Consider the following 17,697-nt stretch of genomic DNA (forward strand, 5'->3'; position numbering starts at 1 on the left):
GGAGCCTGTGGACGCCTCGCGCGCCGCTGGGCACACACGTTCTCATCCCTTTGAATCATGCACCCGACCTGTGGCGAGTGCAGAGAGAGACGATCATGCAGATCCTCGACGCCGTCGACGCGGCCTCGCTCCGTTCCGACATCCCTGACTTCCACCCCGGTGACACCGTCAAGGTGCACGTCAACATCACCGAGGGCAGCCGGTCCCGCATCCAGGTCTTCCAGGGCGTCGTCCTCGGCCGCCAGGGCGATGGCGTCCGCGAGACGTTCACGGTCCGCAAGATCAGCTTCCAGGTGGGCGTCGAGCGCACCTTCCCGGTGCACTCGCCGGTCATCGACCGCATCGAGGTCGTCACCCGGGGCGACGTGCGCCGTGCGAAGCTCTACTACCTGCGCAACCTGCACGGCAAGAAGGCCAAGATCAGGGAGAAGCGCGGCTGACGCGCGGACTGCTCACAGGACCCCGGGACACACGATGGTGCCGGGGTTCTGTCGTCTTCGCGCGGGTGTGCGAACCTTGTAGATGCCGCCATCGGGCGGTGCACCGGAGAGAGGGAGCACATGAGATCCGACGCCGCCGAGTCCGCGGAACGACCGGCACGGCGACGGGGAGCCCTGGTCTTCCTGCGCGACGTCCTCGTGATCGTCCTCATCGCGGCTCTGGTGTCCTTCGTCGTCAAGACGTTCATCGTCCGCTCGTTCTACATCCCGTCCGGGTCGATGGAGCGCACGCTCATGATCGACGACCGCATCCTCGTCGACGAGCTGACGCCGGTCTGGGCGGGGTACGATCACGGCGACGTGGTGGTCTTCAAGGACCCCGGTGGATGGCTGCCCCCGGCACCGCAGCGTCCGGCGCGCCCCTTCGTCGTCGAGGCCGCGGACTGGGTGCTGACGTTCGTGGGTCTGTCGACATCGGATGCGCAGGACCATCTCGTCAAGAGGGTCATCGGGCTGCCCGGTGATCACGTCGTGTGCTGCAATGCACTCGGCCAGCTCACGATCAACGGCTCGCCGGTCGATGAGACGACCTACCTGAACCTCCCGCCCGGTGACACCATGGCATCGGACATCGACTTCGACGTCACAGTGCCTGTGGACGCCATCTGGGTGATGGGCGACAACCGGGATCGTTCGCAGGACTCCCGTGCGCACCGCGAGCTGCCCGGCGGTGGCTTCGTGCCGTTGGAGAACGTGGTGGGCAGGGCGTTCCTGACCACCTGGCCGCTGGACCGGTTCGGGCTCATCGACACCCAGGACGACGTGTTCCGTTCGGTTCCGGAGGCCGGGTAGGCGTGATCGAGCCGACGCTCCGCCTTGAACGGCGGCTCCTGAAGGAGGAGTTCGACCTGATCGTCGCGCTGGACGAGGTCGGTCGAGGTGCGCTGGCGGGGCCTGTCGCCGTCGGAGCGGCCGTCATGGATGCCGCAGGCTCCCGTCGTCGGGTGCCGGAGGGTCTGCGCGACTCGAAGCTGATCACCGAGCGTCGTCGTCCGCAGATGGCCCTGCGGGCGGCCGACTGGGTGCGCGCATCCGCCGTGGGCTGGGCGAGCGCCGCAGAGATCGATGAGGTCGGCATCATGCGGGCGCTGGGGCTGGCGGCGTCGCGCGCCGTGCAGGAGGCGATCGAGGCGGCCGGGGCCGCGGAGCGCGTGCTCGTGCTCCTGGACGGGAATCTGGACTACATCTCGCCGGTGCACCCCGCCCCCCTCACCGTCCGCACCGTCGTCAAGGGCGACCGGGACTGCGCCTCGGTGTCGGCGGCGTCGGTGATCGCGAAGGTGGCCCGCGACACGCTGATGACCGACCTGCATCCCGAGCATCCCGCGTACCGCTGGGATCGCAACAAGGGGTATGCGAGCGCCGAGCATCGTCGTGCCATCGGTGAGCTGGGTCTGACCCCGTTGCACCGTTCCTCGTGGGCGATCATCGCGCCGACGACACTCTTCTAGACTGGGAGCACTATGGATGAGGATGCCTTCGACGATTACGACCGCGAGCTCGAGCTCGCGCTGTTCCGTGAGTACCGTGACGTCGTCGCGCAGTTCCAGTTCGTGGTTGAGACGGAGCGGCGCTTCTACCTCGCGAACGAGGTGGATGTGGTCCGGCGCGACACCGAGAACGATTTCTACTTCGAGATCTCGATGAAGGACGTCTGGGTGTGGGACATCTATCGTGCCGACCGTTTCGTCAAGGCGGTCCGTGTGCTCACCTTCAAGGACGTCAACGTCGAGGAGCTGCAGCGGCGCGAGTTCGAGCTGCCCGACGAGCTCTCCCTCGACGGCAAGTGAGCGCACCGCACCGCGCGTGACCCCACTCGATCCCACAGCCGGGCGATCGACACGTCTTCTCCACAGCGACTGCGAATCCTGCCCGGCGGAGCCCGCTGATCCCGGCAGGCTGTCGTCATGGCAGCGAAAGACGAGTTGGGACGCGCGGGCGAAGAGCGGGCGGCACGGTATCTGCGGATGCGCGGCTACGTCGTCCTCGACCGGAACTGGCGGTGCGATCAGGGTGAGATCGACATCGTGGCGGCGCACGGCGACCGGCTGTGCGTGGTGGAGGTCAAGACCCGAACCTCCGAGCGCTACGGTCATCCGTTCGAGGCGATCGACGACCGCAAACGTCGCCGCCTGTGGCGGCTGGCCTTCGCGTGGGCCGGAGCGCATCCGGATGAGGCGAAGCGGCGCAGGATCAGGCTGGAGGCCATCGGGCTGATCGGAGCGGATGCCGAGACCGCCCGTCTCGAGCACCTCGTGGACCTGCTGTGAGCACCGCACGGACCTGGGCCGTCGCGCTCACAGGCGTGGACGGGCACATGGTCGAGGTGGAGGCCGACTTCTCGACGCAGACACCCGAGTTCAAGATCATCGGCCTTCCCGACAAGGCGCTCGGCGAGGCCGTGCAGCGGGTGTGGAACGCCTGCAGCAACGCAGGGCTCGAGGTTCCCCGACGACGCCTCACCGTCAATCTCTCGCCGGCGAGTCTGCCCAAGCACGGGTCCGGTTTCGACCTCGGTATCGCCGTCGCGACGGCCGCCGCGGGCGGCATCATCCCCGCGGAGACGGTCCGTTCGGCGGTGCACGTCGGCGAACTGGGGCTGGACGGCAGGCTGCGCCCGGTTCCCGGTGTGCTGCCCGCCGTCTACGCGGCGGCGCGCGCGGGATTCCCGCGGGTCATCGTTCCGTACGCCAACGCGGCGGAGGCGGCGCTGGTCACCGGCATCGAGGTGCGCGCGGCGGCTTCCCTCGCGGAGGTCGCCGCGCTGCACGGCGCCGACGTGGAGGTGCCCGATGTCGAGCCCGTGCGCATCGCGGCACCCGAGCGGGCGGAGCCCGACGGGCTGGATCTCGCCGATGTGATCGGTCAGGAGGAGGCCGTCGACGCCCTGGTCGTGGCGGCTGCGGGCGGGCACCACATGATGCTCTGCGGGCCGCCCGGTGCGGGCAAGACCATGTTGGCGAGGCGGCTGCCGGGCATCCTCCCGCTGCTGGACGATCGGGAGGCGCTCGAGGTCGCGGCGATCCGCTCCCTGGCGGGGGAGCCGATCATCGGGCTCGATCCGGTCGCACCGTTCGTGGCTCCGCATCACAGCGCGTCGTCCGCGGCGCTCGTCGGCGGCGGCACCAGGGTGGCGCGTCCCGGCGCGATCGTGCGGGCCCACCGCGGTGTGCTGTTCCTCGATGAGACGCCGGAGTTCCAGCGCGTCGCACTGGACGCCCTGCGCCAGCCCCTGGAGTCCGGGCGCATCGAGGTGCACCGGGCGGGATTCACCGCGAGCTATCCGGCACGCTTCCAGTTGATTCTCGCGATGAACCCGTGCCCGTGCGGGAACCACGGAGTCCGCGGCGCGGAGTGCACCTGCCCGCCGATGGCCATCCGGCGCTACGCCTCCCGCCTGTCGGGGCCGCTGCGGGACCGCATCGACATCGATCTGCGCGTGGCTCGTGTGGCCGCATCCCGGGCGACCTCGGGGGAGAGGTCCACGCTCACGTCCGCCATCGCACGGGAACGGGTGGTGGCGGCACGCGCAGCGGCGGCAGAACGATGGCGCAGCGCCCCCTGGCGCGTCAACGGGGATGCTCCGGGGGAGCGCCTGCGCATCGGTGCACTGCGTCTTCCTCCGCAGGTCCGTGCACCGCTGGATCGCGCGCTGGAGCGCGGAGCGGTCACGCTGCGCGCGTACGACCGGGTGCTGCGGATCGCCTGGACTCTGGCCGACCTCGCCGGGGTATCCGTGCCCGGTGCGGATGAACTGGGACGGGCTCTGTTCCTGAAGAGAGGACTGCTGGCATGAGGACTGCGACCAATCGGATGCTGGATGAGCCACGGCTGCTGCCGGCGGCCCGGCGATTGAGACCGGACGCGGATCCGGCGGAGGTGATCGCGCGGGCGGCGTGGTCCGTGCTCGTCGAGCCCGGTGACGGCGTCGCCGGTGCTCTGATCGCGATCCACGGCGCGGCACGTGCGCTCGACATCGCCGTCAGCGCTGATGATCTGGCGACCGGTCTGGAGGAGCCGGGAGTCGTGGACGCCAGGGCACTGGCGGAGGCCCGGGACCGCTGGCGACCCAGAATGCACGCGCGGGCGGTTCTGGAAGCCGTGAACTCATGCATCGAACTGGGCGGACGGCTCCTCCTGCCCGGCGATGAGGCTTGGCCGGAGGGATTGGACGGTCTCGGTGTGCACGCACCGGTCGTGCTGTGGGCGCGCGGCGACATGTGCACTTTTCCTGCTGCGGAGACGGTGTCCATCGTCGGCGCGCGCGCCGCGACGGCATATGGGGAGTCCGTCGCGGCGGAGTTCGCCGGCGAGCTCGCCGCCACGGGCGTGCTGGTCGTGTCCGGGGGAGCCTACGGGATCGACGGCGCCGCCCATCGTGCGGCGCTGGGCTCGGGCGGGACGACGGTTGCGTTCCTCGCCGGGGGAGTCGACCGTGCCTACCCCGCCGGGCACCAGCAGCTGTTCGAGCGGATTCGCGGACACGGCGTGCTGCTGAGCGAGGTGCCCTGCGGTGGTGCGCCCACCCGCTGGAGGTTCCTGCAGCGCAACAGGCTCATCGCCGCCGCAGGGCTCGCGACAGTGGTCGTCGAGGCGGGGTCGCGCAGCGGCTCCCTGAACACGGCGGGTCACGCCGCCGCTCTCGGCCGGCCGATCGGCGCAGTGCCCGGGCCCGTCTCCTCCTCGACATCGTCGGGCTGCCACCGGCTGCTGCGCGAATACGACGCGATCTGCGTCACCAGCACCCAGGAGGTGCGGGAGCTGTGGGACGACAGAGCCACCGCTCCGTCATCGTCGTCCGCGATGAACCCGGAGCAGATCCGACTGCTGGACGCCATGAGCACCCGCACCGGTCGGGACGCCCTGGATCTCGCGCGCCGCTGCGGGCTCGCCGTGGAGCGGGTGCGCAGCCTGCTGGGCCTGCTGGGCCTGGAGGGCGTCGTCGTCCGGAACGAGGAGGGCTGGCGGCGCACGTCATGATCGGTCATGCCGCCCGTCGGCGAGGGACCGGTCCGGCGTCGCGGGAACGGGGCATGCTGGTGGGGTGACGTATTCGGATGCTGTGGAGGCCTTCCTCGCGCACCTGACCCAGGTGCGCAGGCTCTCCGTCTCGACGGTGCGCGCCTACCGCTCCGACCTCGCCGACCTCGGACGCGCGGTCGGGGACGGGGATCTCGCTACGGTCGACCTGGAAACGCTGCGGGACTGGCTGTGGCGGGCCACGCAGCGGGGCGACGCGCGCTCCACGCTCGCTCGCCGAGCAGCAGCCGTGCGGTCCTTCTTCGGCTGGGCGAGGGAGACCGAGCTCGTTCCCGTCGACCCCAGCCTGCGTCTGGTCACGCCGCGTCGGGTGAAGACTCTCCCCGTGGTCGCCTCCGCCGACGGCATGCGCGAGCTTCTCGAGCAGCGCAGGTCCGCCGCATCCGGCGGGGATCCGATCGCGCTGCGCGACCACGCCATCCTCGAGCTGCTGTACGCCGCAGGCATCCGGGTGTCCGAACTGTGCGGCGTCGATGTCGACGACGTCGACCTGCACCGCAGGACCGTTCGGGTGGTCGGCAAGGGAGACAAGGAGCGGATCGTCCCGTTCGGCAGGCCGGCGGCCGACGCGGTGGGCGCCTTCCTCACCCGCGGGCGAGACGCCCTGCTCGCCCGATCCACTGCGAGCACGCCGGCGCTGTTCCTCGGCGCCCGCGGAGCGCGCATCGGCCCGCGCAGCGTCTACGCGCTCGTGACTCGGGCGCTCGGCCCCGTCGTGGGCACCGAGCACGTCGGCCCGCACGCGCTGCGGCACTCCGCCGCGACCCATCTGCTCGACGGAGGCGCGGACCTGCGCGCCGTGCAGGAGATCCTCGGTCATGCGAGCCTCGGAACCACCCAGATCTACACGCACGTGTCAGCGGAGCGACTCACCGCCGCCTACCGCCTCGCCCACCCCCGCGCGTGATGATGGATCCCGCCGCTCAGCCCTCGCAGCACGGCAGCAGCACGGCTCGCTCCGCCGTCCCGAACAGCCCGCGAGGATTCACATAGGCGCCGTCGATGCGAACGCCGACATGCAGGCTCCCGCGCACGGCATGCCCGCCCGCCGAGACCGTGCCCACTGTCATCCCGGCGGTCACCGCGACGCCGGGCGCCAGGCCGGAGACGACCGGCTCCAGCGTCGTCACGTACCCGTCGCCGTGAGCGATGGTCAGCAGCGGACGATCGACGACGACACCGCGGAAGGCGACGACCCCTGCAGCCGGTGCGAGCACGTCGGCCCCCGGCTGCGCTGCGATGTCCATCCCGCGATGCCCCGGACCGTAGTCGTGAGCCGGGGCGCGGTACGGCTCGAGGACCTCACGGGCCTCGGAGACCGGCCAGAGCCATGGATGGCCCGGGGCGTCCTCCGAGACGGGCGCACCGGCGACGGAGACGGCGGGGCTCATGCCGGGGGCGTCGACCGTGTGCGCGGCGGCGGACGCGGTGGCCGAGGGCATGAGCGCGAGGATGACGCACATCGGGATCAGCACGGGATGCGGTCTGCGGATGGTCGTCGTCACACCGCAACCCTGACACCGCTGAGCATGCCGGGAGGCGGCGATCCCCGCATCCGTGGAGAACCGCCCGTGCCCGCCGGATGTGCAGGGCGAACGCACACGATCCGATGGGTGCGGACCCCGCCGGTCCTGTATGCTTGAAGGGCATCCCGATATCGGGATGACTACGCGTGCCCAGAGCGACTCCGGTCGCGGCATCCACTCCCACAGGTCCTTCTTCACAGACTTCAGCTGCGCGGAGGGCGGGTGTGCGCCGGGCACCAGGATTGCCGGTCATCCGACCGGCGAGAACAACCTCGACGACGCGAGAGCGTCAGAACCAGGAGACGACCATGGCTGTGGTCACCATCCGCCAGCTGCTCGACAGCGGCGTGCACTTCGGACACCAGACCCGTCGGTGGAACCCGAAGGTGAAGCGCTTCATCCTCACCGAGCGCAGCGGCATCCACATCATCGACCTGCAGCAGTCGCTGTCGTACATCGACAAGGCCTACGACTTCGTCAAGGAGACCGTCGCGCGCGGCGGCACCATCCTCTTCGTCGGCACCAAGAAGCAGGCGCAGGAGGTCCTCGCCGAGCAGGCCGCCCGCGTCGGCCAGCCGTACGTCAACCAGCGCTGGCTGGGCGGTCTCCTCACGAACTTCTCCACGATCGCCAAGCGCCTGGCACGCATGAAGGAGCTCGAGGAGCTCGACTACGAGAACCCGGCCGCCTCGGGCTTCACCAAGAAGGAGCTGCTGCTCAAGAAGCGCGAACTCGACAAGCTGCACAAGTCGCTCGGCGGCATCCGCAGCCTCTCGCGCACGCCGTCGGCGCTGTGGGTCGTGGACGCGAAGCGCGAGCACCTCGCCATCGACGAGGCCAAGAAGCTCGGCATCCCGGTGATCGGCATCCTCGACACCAACGCCGACCCGGACGACTTCCAGTACCCGATCCCCGGCAACGACGACGCGATCCGCTCGGTCTCGCTGCTGACCCGGATCATCGCCGATGCCGCGGCCGAGGGCCTGCAGCAGAAGCACAACCCGGAGTCCGGCGAGGCGGAGCCCCTCGCCGAGTGGGAGCAGGAGCTGCTCCAGGGCGACGCCGTCGCGCCGCCCGCCGCCGAGGCCGCGCCCGCCGCCGAGGCGCCTGCTGAGGAGTCGGCTGCCGCCGAGACCCCGGCCGCCGACGCGCCGGCCGCCGAGGCCGCGGCCGACGTCAAGTAAGCAACCCGCACACCCGCACAGACACGAAGCAAGGAGCCACCACACATGGCCAACTTCACCATCGCCGACATCAAGGCGCTGCGCGAGCAGCTCGGAACCGGAATGGTCGACACCAAGAAGGCGCTCGAGGAGGCCGACGGCGACGTCGAGAAGGCCACCGAGATCCTGCGCCTGAAGGGTGCCAAGGGCAACGCGAAGCGCGCTGACCGCTCCACCAGCGAGGGTCTGGTCGCCGCGCGGGAGACCGACGGCGCCGTCACGCTGATCGAGCTCGCCTGCGAGACCGACTTCGTCGCGAAGAACGAGCGCTTCATCACGCTCGCCGACAAGGTGGCCGACGCGGTCGCCGCCGTCGCGGCGGATTCCCTCGAGTCCGCACTGGCCGCACCGGCCGGCGACCAGACCGTCGAGCAGCTCATCTCCGATGAGGCTGCGATCATCGGCGAGAAGGTCGAGCTGCGTCGGGTCCGCACCGTCAAGGGCGAGTCCCTGTCGGTGTACCTGCACCGCACCAGCAAGGATCTGCCGCCGCAGATCGGCGTCGCCCTCGCGTACACGGGCAGCGATGCGGAGACCGCACGCAGCATCGCGCAGCACATCTCGTTCGCGAACCCCTCATACCTCAGCCGCGAGGACGTCCCCGCGGCCGATGTCGAAAAGGAGCGGGAGATCGTCACCGAGATCTCGCGCAACGAGGGCAAGCCCGAGGCCGCGCTTCCGAAGATCGTCGAGGGCCGGGTCACCGCGTTCTTCAAGCAGGTCGCCCTGCTCGAGCAGGACTATGCGAAGGACAACAAGCAGTCCGTGGGCCAGGTCGCGAAGAGTGCGGGCATCACCGTCACCGACTTCGCGCGGTTCAAGGTCGGCGCGTAACACCTCGGAGGGGGTTCGGATCCACACACGGTCCGAACCCCCTTCTGCATGCCCGGAGCAGGCCGAGGCAGTATCTTGAAACCGGACGAGAGGACACTCCCCATGACTGAACGCACCGGACGCCGCCGCGTCCTCCTCAAACTGTCCGGTGAGGCCTTCGGCGGCGGGTCGCTGGGAGTCGACCCCGACGTCGTCAGCCGGATCGCCCGGGACATCGCCGCAGCGGTGGACCGTGTGGAGATCGCGATCGTCGTCGGCGGCGGCAACTTCTTCCGTGGAGCGGAGCTCAGCCGGCGCGGCATGGACCGTGGGCGCGCCGACTACATGGGCATGCTCGGCACCGTCATGAACGCGCTCGCCCTGCAGGACTTCCTCGAGCAGGCGGGTGCCCCCACGCGTGTGCAGTCCGCCATCCAGATGACTCAGGTCGCCGAGCCGTACATCCCATTGCGCGCCGAGCGCCACATGGAGAAGGGGCGCGTGGTCATCTTCGGCGCCGGTGCGGGCCTGCCGTACTTCTCCACGGACACCGTGGCAGCCCAGCGCGCTCTGGAGATCCGCGCCCAGGAGGTGCTGGTCGCCAAGAACGGCGTGGATGCGATCTACACGGCCGACCCCAACAAGGACGCCACCGCGCAGCGCATCGAGAGGGTCACCTACCGGGATGCGCTGCAGCGCGGTTTGAAGGTCGTCGACTCCACCGCGTTCAGCCTGTGCATGGACAACGCCATGGACATGCGCGTGTTCGGCATGGAGCCCGTCGGCAACGTCACCCGCGCGCTGCTGGGCGAGCCGATCGGCACGCTGGTCACCGCCTGAGCGCCCTGTCGCTGCAGGTGGGTCTGATGACCGCCGGATAGAATCGAACCAAACCCCTGATGTAAGGAGCCCCCGTGATCGCGGATGTCCTCGCCGAAACCACCGGACGCATGTCGCGTGCGGTCGAAGCCGCCAAGGAGGACTTCGCCACGGTCCGCACCGGGCGCGCCAACCCGCAGCTGTTCCAGAAGGTGCTCGTCGACTACTACGGGTCGCCCACGCCTCTCGCGCAGCTGGCTTCGCTGGCCAACCCCGAGGCCAGGTCGCTCATCGTCACGCCCTACGACAAGTCCGCGCTCAAAGCCATCGAGCAGGCCATCCGCGACATGCCCAATCTCGGTGCCAACCCGTCCAATGACGGCAACATCATTCGCGTGACGATGCCCGAGCTCACCGAGGAGCGCCGCAAGGAGTACGTCAAGCTCGTCCGCAGCAAGGGCGAGGATGCGCGGGTGCAGATCCGTGGGATCCGTCGCAAGGCGAAGGACGAGCTGGACGCGCTGAAGTCCGAGGTCGGTGAGGACGAGATCACGCGCGGCGAGAAGGAGCTGGACGCTCTGACCCGTCAGCACGTCGAAGCCATCGACGATGCACTCAAGCGCAAAGAGGCTGAACTCCTCGAGGTCTGACCTGCATGCCCGACGCCAACGACTCCGAGGATCGCCCGGCCGAGGCTCCCGAGCCCGACTCGGCGGATGCGTCGACCGCGCACACGGACATCCGTGCGCGGCGCGCCGACGATGCGCGGACCCCCGTGCACGGTGTCCCAGGTGCCGACGTGGGGACCTCGGCATCCGGTGTGCCGCTGTCGGATGAGGCGTTCCCGGGGTTCGACGCCTCGCGCGTACCGCCCCGACCCCCTCTGCCGTCGGACGCCCAGGGCGGCACCGTGAACGCTGCCCGTCCGGTGAGAGCAGCCGAGGACGTCGAACCGGCGACGGGAGAGCACAGTGCGATCCGAGAGCACTGGCGTGCCCGCCGTGACGAGCTCGAGTCGCATGTGTCGCAGGCCCGGGACCAGCTGGAGTCGCATGTCTCACAGGCGCGCGATCACTTCGACCAGGCCAATGAGCGCATCAAGGAGCGCACCGGCCGGGATCTCATCCTCGCGATCGTCATCGGCGTGGCCTTCGGCGCCGCGTTCGTGGCGTCTCTGCTGTTCGTGAAGTGGCTGTTCGTCCCGATCGCGCTGGCGGCCGGTCTGCTGGGCACATACGAGCTCTCCCGTGCCCTGCGCACGGGAGGCCGCAGGGTGGACGCGGTTCCGCAGCTCATCGCCGCGACGGGTGTCGTGCTGGCGGGTGTGACCGGCGAATTCTGGATCAGCTGGGTGGTGCTCATCGTCGCGGTGTCCTTCATCGCCGTGTGGCGGATGCTCGCTCAGATGGTCGCGAAGGACGGTCGCACTTACGGCGATGTGCTCGCGGACGTCGTGACCGGCGGGTTCGTGCAGATCTACGTACCGTTCCTGGCTTCATTGGCCATCATGCTGCTGTTCCGGGAGAACGGCGAGTGGTGGGTGCTCACCTTCGTGTCCATCGCCGTCGCGGCGGACACCTTCGCGTACGCGACCGGCCTCGCCTTCGGCAAGCACCCGATGGCGCCGCGCATCAGCCCGAAGAAGACCTGGGAGGGATTCGCGGGGGCGGTCCTCGGCTCGCTGACCGTCGGCGTGCTGCTGGCGGTGTACCTGCTGCACCTGGAATGGTGGTGCGGCCTGATCCTGGGCGCGGCGATCCTCCTCTCCGCGACGCTCGGCGACCTCGCCGAGTCCCTGCTCAAGCGCGATCTGGGCATCAAGGACATGAGCTCCTGGCTGCCCGGACACGGCGGCCTGCTGGACCGGCTGGACAGCATCCTGCCCTCGACCGTGCCCGCGCTGGCGCTGTCGTTCCTGTTGACGCCGTGGATGGTTTCGTGATGACTGACGCAGATCTGGATGTGTTCGAGGCGGAGGAGCAGGCCGCACCGCCGGCGTTCGCCCTGACGACGGGCCGCACGCGCGGATATCATCGCGCGGCCGTCGACACGTTCCTGGAGGCCGCCAGAGGCGCCTTCGAGGACGACCGTGGTGACTTCGGTGCCGACCAGGTGCGCAGCGCCTCCTTCCCGCTCGTCAAGCGAGGCTATGTCATCGCGGACGTCGATGCGGCGCTGGGGCGGGTCGAGGACGCGTTCGCCGCGAGGGCGAGGGAGCGCGCCGTGCGCGCAGTCGGCGTCGAGGCGTGGGTCGCGCAGGCCAGGACGGATGCGCAGGAGATCCTGGACCATCTGGCGCGACCGCCGCGACGCCGGTTCGCCCGGACGAACCGACTGGTGTTCGGGTACCGCATCGATGAGGTCGACCATGTCGCGCAGCGGATCATCGGCTTCCTGCGGGACGGCGATGCGCTGGAGGTCGAGCAGATCCGCGCGGCGGCATTCCGGATGCAGCGCGGCGGCTACCGGGAGGAGCAGGTCGACGCCCTCCTCGACGCCACCGTGGAGGTCATGCTCGCCGTTCGCTGAGCGTCTCCGAGTCCGGTCCACCACGCGGGGCGCTCTCATGGACGTCCCAGGGTGTTCTGGTTAGACTGATCCCCATCGTGACTCCCGATAACGAATTGATATCGACATCGACGCGCCCGAATGCGTTCGGTTCGAACAAGACCAGAACATGGCGGCGTCGGCTCAGTGCCGTCGGTGCGGGTCTCGCCGTCGTCGGTTTCTCCGCGGCGCTGCTCGCGCCCACAGGCACGGCCCTCGCCGACCCGAGCGCCGCCGAGGCGGCGGTCACGGCGTTCTCACTGGCGGCCCAGGACACCCAGGACATCACGGTCTCCGTGCAGGGCGCGCCGATCGAACAGGTGGAGCGCGGCAGTTTCGAGGTCTACATCAAACCCAAGCCGAAGCCCACGCCCAAGCCGGCGACGGCCTCCGCCTCCGCCCCGCGACCGAAGTACACCGGCGGCGGCAGCAAGGAGGAGTGGATGAGCGCAGCGGGAATCGCTCAGGGTGACTGGGCGTACGTCGACTACATCGTCTCCCGTGAGAGCGGCTGGAACCCCAACGCCACCAACAGCTCCTCCGGCGCGTGCGGACTGGTGCAGGCGCTGCCGTGCAGCAAGGTTCCCGGGAACGGTTACAACCCGGTCGACAACCTGCGCTGGGGCAGCGGGTACGCGACCGGACGATACGGCGGCTGGGCGGGCGCCTACGCGTTCTGGACCCGCAACCACTGGTGGTAGATCCGGCGAATGGCACGATCCCGCCGTCGGCGACCTGACAGGTCCCGCGCTGACGAGTCCTTCGATCGCCTTCTCGCGGGCTGGAAGCGCACCGAGACACGACGAGGGCACGAATGGACCGTGCAGCCCCTTTCGGCGGCCCGGGCGGTCAAGGAGTACACGTGTCCGGGCTGCGGGCGCACCATCCCACCGGCCACTGCGCACCTGGTCGTCTGGCGTGCGGACGGTGTGATGGGCGACGCCGCCGACCTCGCCGCCAGACGGCACTGGCACACGCACTGCTGGACCATCGCATGACCATCCGCACCCGCGGCCCGGTGCTGCTGTCGGCGGACCGCACGGACCTCGAGCTGGTGACCGCCGACGGACCGCGGCTCGTCGACGAGCCGGCCGTGCCCGAGCAGCGGGAGCCGTTGGCCACGCTGATCACCCCGCATCCGCTGCCGCTGTCCACGGACTGGGAGGATTGAGCCGCCCGTCGAAGGCGTCGGCCGCTCATTGCTCGTTCATCCGGGGGATGAGCACCTGCCGGTAGATGATGAGGATGCTCGCGGCGACGGGGATAGCGATGAGCGCGCCCAAAAGGCCCAGCAGCGCACCGCCGGACAGTGCGGCGATGACGACGACGGCGCCCGGGACGGATACCGCGCGACTCATGATGCGCGGCGCGATGAAGTAGGCCTCGAGCTGCATGTAGATGAGGTAGTAGATCGCGGCGGCCAGCGCCGTCCCCGGCGACCCCACGCCCGGCAGCAGGCACGCCAGCACGATCACCGCTGAGCCCGTCAGCGTGCCGACGAGGGGGATGAGCGAGAAGAAGAAAGCCACGACGGCGAGGACTGCGGTGAACGGCGCGCCGATGATCGAGAGGTACACCGAGCTGAGCAGGCCGTTGATGACTCCCAGGGCGACCTGTCCCATCACGTAATGGCCGACGGAATCGGTGATCTGGTCGGCGATGTCGATGAATCGCTCACGCCGGGATGAGGGCACGAGCTGATACACGGCACGCTTGAGCGAGGGCGTCGACGCGGTGAAGTAGATCGTCAGCACCAGCACGATGAACGCTCCGAACAGGCCCGTCAGCAGGGCGCCCCCGACGATGAGGACCCCCTGTCCGATCGACCCGCCCCAGTCCGCGACGTTTCGGGCCCAGTCCTCCTGCTCAAGCCAGTTCTGCACGTAGGCGAACACGTCGTCCACGCGCAGGGTGGGGAACGTCTCCGTCATCCAGTCCTTGAGGTGCTGCACCGTGCGGTCGCCGTTGACGACCAGCGCGGTCACCTGCGAGACCAGCTGCGAGATCTGCTCGGTGACCACGGGCAGGACGATCAGCACGATCGCGGTGAACGCGCCGAGCACGGCCACGATGGTGCTGAGGACAGCCGCCCACCTCGGCAGGCCACGCCGCTCGAGGAGGGTGACCAGCGGATCCAGACCCAGGCTGAGGAACAGCGCGGTGCCGATGTACAGCAACACGGTCGAGAGCATCTGCACGCTGGTCAGCAGCATGATCCCCAGGCCGACGCCGAGGGTCGCCACCAGTGCGGTGCGGAAAGGGCTGTGGATCTTCATCGTTCTCCCGGTCGGATGCGAGCAAGCCTAATCGTCACCGCGCCCGGTGCCCTGCAGGCGTGCGGGAAACGCTGGTGGGCAACGCACAGGTGCTTTCGCTAGTCTGGAAAGTCGAGCGGAGACCGCCGGGGCACGCCCGCGGTCACGTAAGGAGTTGATTCGTGCGATTCGTATGGGCCGTCGTGGCCTTCGTGCTGGCCACGGTTCTCATCGGAGCGGGAATCGCGCAGCGGACGATCTTCAAGGGTCCCAGCGAGCAGCGCATGGAGCTGACCGTCGATCAGCCGACGCCGTACGTCCTCGTCGACGCCCGTGTACTGCGCGCGAACCCGGGCCTGCAGACCCTGATCGTGCGCGGCCAGGGTGACATCTTCGTCGCCTACGGACGCACCGACGACATGGTGGCATGGCTGTCCGACACCGCCTACGATCATGTGTCGCTCACCAAGGCGCAGAAGCCGAAGACCGAGCGCGTGGCGGCCGCACAGCCGCCTGCGGAGGGCGGCGAGACCTCCGGGCGTTCGCCGGTGGGCTCGGACCTCTGGCTCGACTCCTTCGCCGACCAGGACGCCCTTGTCGCGAACCTGCAGCTGACCGAGGGGAACAGCGTCCTGATCGCCAGGGACGGCATCGAGCCCGCACCGGCGGACATCCTCGTCTCCTGGGCCCTGGACACTCGCACACCGTGGGCGGGGCCGCTGATGGCGACCGGTGGGCTGCTGCTGGCGATAGGGATCGTGCTGTACATCCTCGGCATCCGGCACCAGCGACGCGGCCGCGGCCCGCGACGGAAGGGGCCCGGCCCGCTTCCGGAGACCCAGCCGATCAGCGTGCCCGAGCAGCGGGAGATCGAGCGCGGTGACCGTTCCGGCGCGCAGGATGCTCCCGGCCCGCAGGGCGTTTCGGGCGCTCAGCGGATCGCGCACACGGCGCGCAGAGGCGCGCTGGCTCTGCCCGCTCTCGTGCTCACGGGGCTGCTGGCCACCGGCTGCACGGCCGACTCCTGGCCCCAGCCGGACGCCGCCTCGCCCACACCGACGGCCAGCCCGACGGTGGTGGCGCCGGAGAACCAGAAGCAGCCTGTGGTGAGCGAGAAGCAGGGGCAGCGGATCGTCGGCGAGATCGCGAGCACCCTGACCCGAGCGGACGACGAGCTCGATGCGGATCTGGCCGAGACCCGGCTGGACGGTGCGGCGCTGGCCGGGCGGCAGACCGAGTACACGCTCCGCGAGCGCATCGAGGGGCGCGACACCCCGCTGGTGTCCCCGCTGGGGAAGGTGAAGATCCTCCTTCCCGAGGCCACCGAGAGCTGGCCGCGGACCGTGTTGGCGCTCACCGTCGCCGAGGACGACGAGACCAAGCCGCCGGTCATGCTCACCATGACCCAGACGGATCCGTGGGCCAACTACCGCGTCACCGCGATGGGGGACATGCCGGCATCCGGCGCCTTCCCGAAGGTGGCGCCCGCCTGGCTGGGCACGACCCGGGTTCCCGCCGAGTCGGCGTTCCTGTCGCTGGCCCCGGCCGAGCTGTCCGGGGCGTACTCCGACTACGTCGACGCGGGGGACAAGAGCGAGTTCGCCGGACTCTTCGACGACATGGCCGCGGAGTTCGCCCAGTCGGTGCGCGACAGCCGCGCCGCCGTCGTGAAGAAGGCCGCGGATGCGGGAGCGGCCAAGACCTCGAAGGCCGAGTTCGCCATGACGCCGTCGGACTACGAGCCGATGTCCCTCGCGACCCTCGACAGCGGTGCGGTCGTCGCCGTCAGTGTCATCGACACCCAGACCGTCAAGCCCACCACCTCCGACGCCGTCATCCGCTTCGGCGGTGACGAGCCGGCCAAGGCGCTCACGGGGGTCAAGGAAGCGGCGAAGGGCTACATCACGCGCTGGGGGATCCAGCTGTTCTTCGCCGTGCCCGCACAGGGCTCCAACCAGCAGATTCGACTGCTGGCCTACCACCAGGATCTGATGAACGTAGAGGTGATCAAGTGACCGAGATCTCCGCGGCCGCCCTTCGCGGCGCCGTCGACCTTTCCTCACTGCGAGGCCGTGCGGCACAACCGGCCCCCACGGCGGGAGAAGCATCGTCCGAGGGCCAGGGAGCGGCCCGGGGCCTCGTCGTCGACGTCACAGACGCGACCTTCGGCGAGATCCTCGAACTCTCCCGCACGGTTCCCGTCGTCGTCGACCTGTGGGCCGAATGGTGCGGGCCCTGCAAGCAGCTCAGTCCCATCATCGAGAAGGTCACGCGTGAGCAGCACGGTCGGGTGGTGCTCGCCAAGGTGGACGTCGACGCCAACCCGCAGATCGCTCAGGCGTTCCGTGCGCAGTCGATCCCGCTGGTGGTGGCGCTGATCGGAGGGCAGCCGGTGCCGATGTTCACCGGTGCCGTTCCCGAGGAGCAGGTGCGCGAGGTGTTCGCGAAGCTCCTCGAGGTGGCCGCGCAGAACGGCGTGACCGGCAGCGTGCCCGTCGGCGAGTCCACGGAGGCCGGGCAGGCCGAGCAGCCCGAGGAGCAGCCGCTGCCGCCACTGCATGCCGAGGCGTATGCGGCCATCGAGGCAGGCGACTACAAACGGGCGGCGGATGCCTACCAGCGGGCGCTGGCGGAGAACCCGCGTGATGAGGATGCCCGGGCCGGCCTCGGTCAGGTTCGTCTGCTCGATCGGGTGCAGGGGCTCGACCTGCACGAGGCGAGGGCGGCGGCCGCCGCCTCGCCGACCGACGTGGAGGCGCAGTTCCGGGTCGCGGATCTGGATCTCGCCGGCGGCCACGTCGAGGACGCGTTCTCGCGCCTGCTGGACCTGTTCTCGGCCGCCGAGCCCGATCAGCGCACGGCGATCCGTGAGCGCCTGGTGGAGCTGTTCGGTCTCATCGGAGCGTCCGACCCCCGCGTCGCCGCCGCACGGACTCGCCTCACCTCACTGCTGTTCTGAGGCGGCGGCCGGGGG

At 69.6% G+C, this 17,697-nt stretch carries 21 protein-coding genes; 19 read left to right on the forward strand and 2 right to left on the reverse strand.

What is annotated here, in order from left to right; all coding sequences use genetic code 11:
* Window positions 1-95: 95 nt before the first annotated feature.
* The 8 genes from rplS to ABD770_RS12280 all read left to right on the forward strand — a co-directional run bounded on the left by rplS (window position 96) and on the right by ABD770_RS12280 (window position 6,447).
* The gene (gene rplS / locus ABD770_RS12245; RefSeq protein WP_344819951.1) at window positions 96-440 is read left to right on the forward strand and encodes a 50S ribosomal protein L19; all 345 of its coding nucleotides are present in this window, start codon (window positions 96-98) and stop codon (window positions 438-440) included.
* A gap of 120 nt (window positions 441-560) precedes the next feature.
* Complete coding sequence (gene lepB / locus ABD770_RS12250) at window positions 561-1,292, forward strand: signal peptidase I (protein WP_344819952.1); 732 nt, start codon at window positions 561-563, stop codon at window positions 1,290-1,292.
* A gap of 2 nt (window positions 1,293-1,294) precedes the next feature.
* The gene (locus tag ABD770_RS12255; protein ID WP_344819953.1) at window positions 1,295-1,951 is read left to right on the forward strand and encodes a ribonuclease HII; all 657 of its coding nucleotides are present in this window, start codon (window positions 1,295-1,297) and stop codon (window positions 1,949-1,951) included.
* Between the two features lie 12 nt (window positions 1,952-1,963).
* On the forward strand, window positions 1,964-2,290 hold the full coding sequence (locus tag ABD770_RS12260) for a DUF2469 family protein (protein WP_344819954.1): 327 nt from the start codon (window positions 1,964-1,966) through the stop codon (window positions 2,288-2,290).
* 117 nt (window positions 2,291-2,407) lie between these two features.
* Window positions 2,408-2,770 carry a YraN family protein gene (locus tag ABD770_RS12265; RefSeq protein WP_344819955.1) on the forward strand — a complete coding sequence of 121 codons (363 nt, stop codon included), beginning with the start codon at window positions 2,408-2,410 and terminating at the stop codon, window positions 2,768-2,770.
* On the forward strand, window positions 2,767-4,296 hold the full coding sequence (locus ABD770_RS12270) for a YifB family Mg chelatase-like AAA ATPase (protein ID WP_344819956.1): 1,530 nt from the start codon (window positions 2,767-2,769) through the stop codon (window positions 4,294-4,296). Before ABD770_RS12265 ends, ABD770_RS12270 begins: the two co-directional genes overlap by 4 nt.
* A complete protein-coding gene (gene dprA / locus ABD770_RS12275) occupies window positions 4,293-5,480 on the forward strand; it encodes a DNA-processing protein DprA (protein WP_344819957.1) in 1,188 nt (395 codons plus the stop codon). The genes ABD770_RS12270 and dprA overlap by 4 nt, the downstream gene beginning before the upstream one ends.
* 64 nt (window positions 5,481-5,544) lie before the next feature.
* Entirely contained in the window at window positions 5,545-6,447 is a 903-nt protein-coding gene (locus ABD770_RS12280; RefSeq protein WP_344819958.1) for a tyrosine recombinase XerC, read from the forward strand.
* 16 nt (window positions 6,448-6,463) lie between these two features.
* On the opposite strand, the gene ABD770_RS12285 is transcribed toward ABD770_RS12280, so the two are convergent.
* Window positions 6,464-7,045 carry a murein hydrolase activator EnvC family protein gene (locus ABD770_RS12285; RefSeq protein WP_344819959.1) on the reverse strand — a complete coding sequence of 194 codons (582 nt, stop codon included), beginning with the start codon at window positions 7,043-7,045 and terminating at the stop codon, window positions 6,464-6,466.
* Window positions 7,046-7,374: 329 nt separating this feature from the next.
* Here ABD770_RS12285 and rpsB point away from each other — a divergent pair, with 329 nt between their 5' ends.
* From rpsB to ABD770_RS12330, 9 genes are all read left to right on the forward strand, one after another.
* On the forward strand, window positions 7,375-8,250 hold the full coding sequence (gene rpsB / locus ABD770_RS12290; RefSeq protein WP_344819960.1) for a 30S ribosomal protein S2: 876 nt from the start codon (window positions 7,375-7,377) through the stop codon (window positions 8,248-8,250).
* A gap of 45 nt (window positions 8,251-8,295) precedes the next feature.
* Window positions 8,296-9,123: a translation elongation factor Ts gene (gene tsf / locus ABD770_RS12295; protein WP_344819961.1), complete on the forward strand. Its 828-nt coding sequence runs from the start codon at window positions 8,296-8,298 to the stop codon at window positions 9,121-9,123.
* Between the two features lie 102 nt (window positions 9,124-9,225).
* Entirely contained in the window at window positions 9,226-9,942 is a 717-nt protein-coding gene (pyrH, locus tag ABD770_RS12300; RefSeq protein WP_344819963.1) for a UMP kinase, read from the forward strand.
* Window positions 9,943-10,016: 74 nt separating this feature from the next.
* A complete protein-coding gene (gene frr, locus ABD770_RS12305; RefSeq protein ID WP_344819964.1) occupies window positions 10,017-10,571 on the forward strand; it encodes a ribosome recycling factor in 555 nt (184 codons plus the stop codon).
* Window positions 10,572-10,576: 5 nt separating this feature from the next.
* Window positions 10,577-11,863: a phosphatidate cytidylyltransferase gene (locus tag ABD770_RS12310; RefSeq protein ID WP_344819965.1), complete on the forward strand. Its 1,287-nt coding sequence runs from the start codon at window positions 10,577-10,579 to the stop codon at window positions 11,861-11,863.
* On the forward strand, window positions 11,863-12,450 hold the full coding sequence (locus tag ABD770_RS12315) for a DivIVA domain-containing protein (RefSeq protein WP_344819966.1): 588 nt from the start codon (window positions 11,863-11,865) through the stop codon (window positions 12,448-12,450). Before ABD770_RS12310 ends, ABD770_RS12315 begins: the two co-directional genes overlap by 1 nt.
* Before the next feature lie 95 nt (window positions 12,451-12,545).
* Window positions 12,546-13,169, forward strand: coding sequence for an aggregation-promoting factor C-terminal-like domain-containing protein (locus ABD770_RS12320; RefSeq protein WP_344819968.1), 624 nt, complete (start codon window positions 12,546-12,548; stop codon window positions 13,167-13,169).
* A gap of 9 nt (window positions 13,170-13,178) precedes the next feature.
* Window positions 13,179-13,466 (forward strand): hypothetical protein, encoded by a 288-nt coding sequence (locus ABD770_RS12325; RefSeq protein ID WP_344819969.1) that lies wholly within the window; start codon window positions 13,179-13,181, stop codon window positions 13,464-13,466.
* Window positions 13,463-13,639, forward strand: a complete 177-nt coding sequence (locus tag ABD770_RS12330) for a hypothetical protein (protein ID WP_344819970.1) — start codon at window positions 13,463-13,465, stop codon at window positions 13,637-13,639. The genes ABD770_RS12325 and ABD770_RS12330 overlap by 4 nt, the downstream gene beginning before the upstream one ends.
* A 25-nt stretch (window positions 13,640-13,664) precedes the next feature.
* Here the strand turns inward: ABD770_RS12330 and ABD770_RS12335 are convergent, their stop codons facing one another.
* Window positions 13,665-14,744, reverse strand: coding sequence for an AI-2E family transporter (locus ABD770_RS12335; RefSeq protein WP_344819971.1), 1,080 nt, complete (start codon window positions 14,742-14,744; stop codon window positions 13,665-13,667).
* Between the two features lie 161 nt (window positions 14,745-14,905).
* Between ABD770_RS12335 and ABD770_RS12340 the strand changes: the two genes are divergently transcribed.
* Both ABD770_RS12340 and ABD770_RS12345 read left to right on the forward strand, forming a co-directional pair.
* Complete coding sequence (locus tag ABD770_RS12340) at window positions 14,906-16,738, forward strand: DUF8094 domain-containing protein (protein WP_344819972.1); 1,833 nt, start codon at window positions 14,906-14,908, stop codon at window positions 16,736-16,738.
* Complete coding sequence (locus ABD770_RS12345; RefSeq protein ID WP_344819974.1) at window positions 16,735-17,682, forward strand: tetratricopeptide repeat protein; 948 nt, start codon at window positions 16,735-16,737, stop codon at window positions 17,680-17,682. Before ABD770_RS12340 ends, ABD770_RS12345 begins: the two co-directional genes overlap by 4 nt.
* The last annotated feature ends 15 nt before the right edge of the window (window positions 17,683-17,697 follow it).

It is taken from the genome of Microbacterium soli (assembly GCF_039539005.1).
In the GTDB taxonomy this organism is placed as follows: Bacteria; Actinomycetota; Actinomycetes; order Actinomycetales; family Microbacteriaceae; genus Microbacterium; species Microbacterium soli.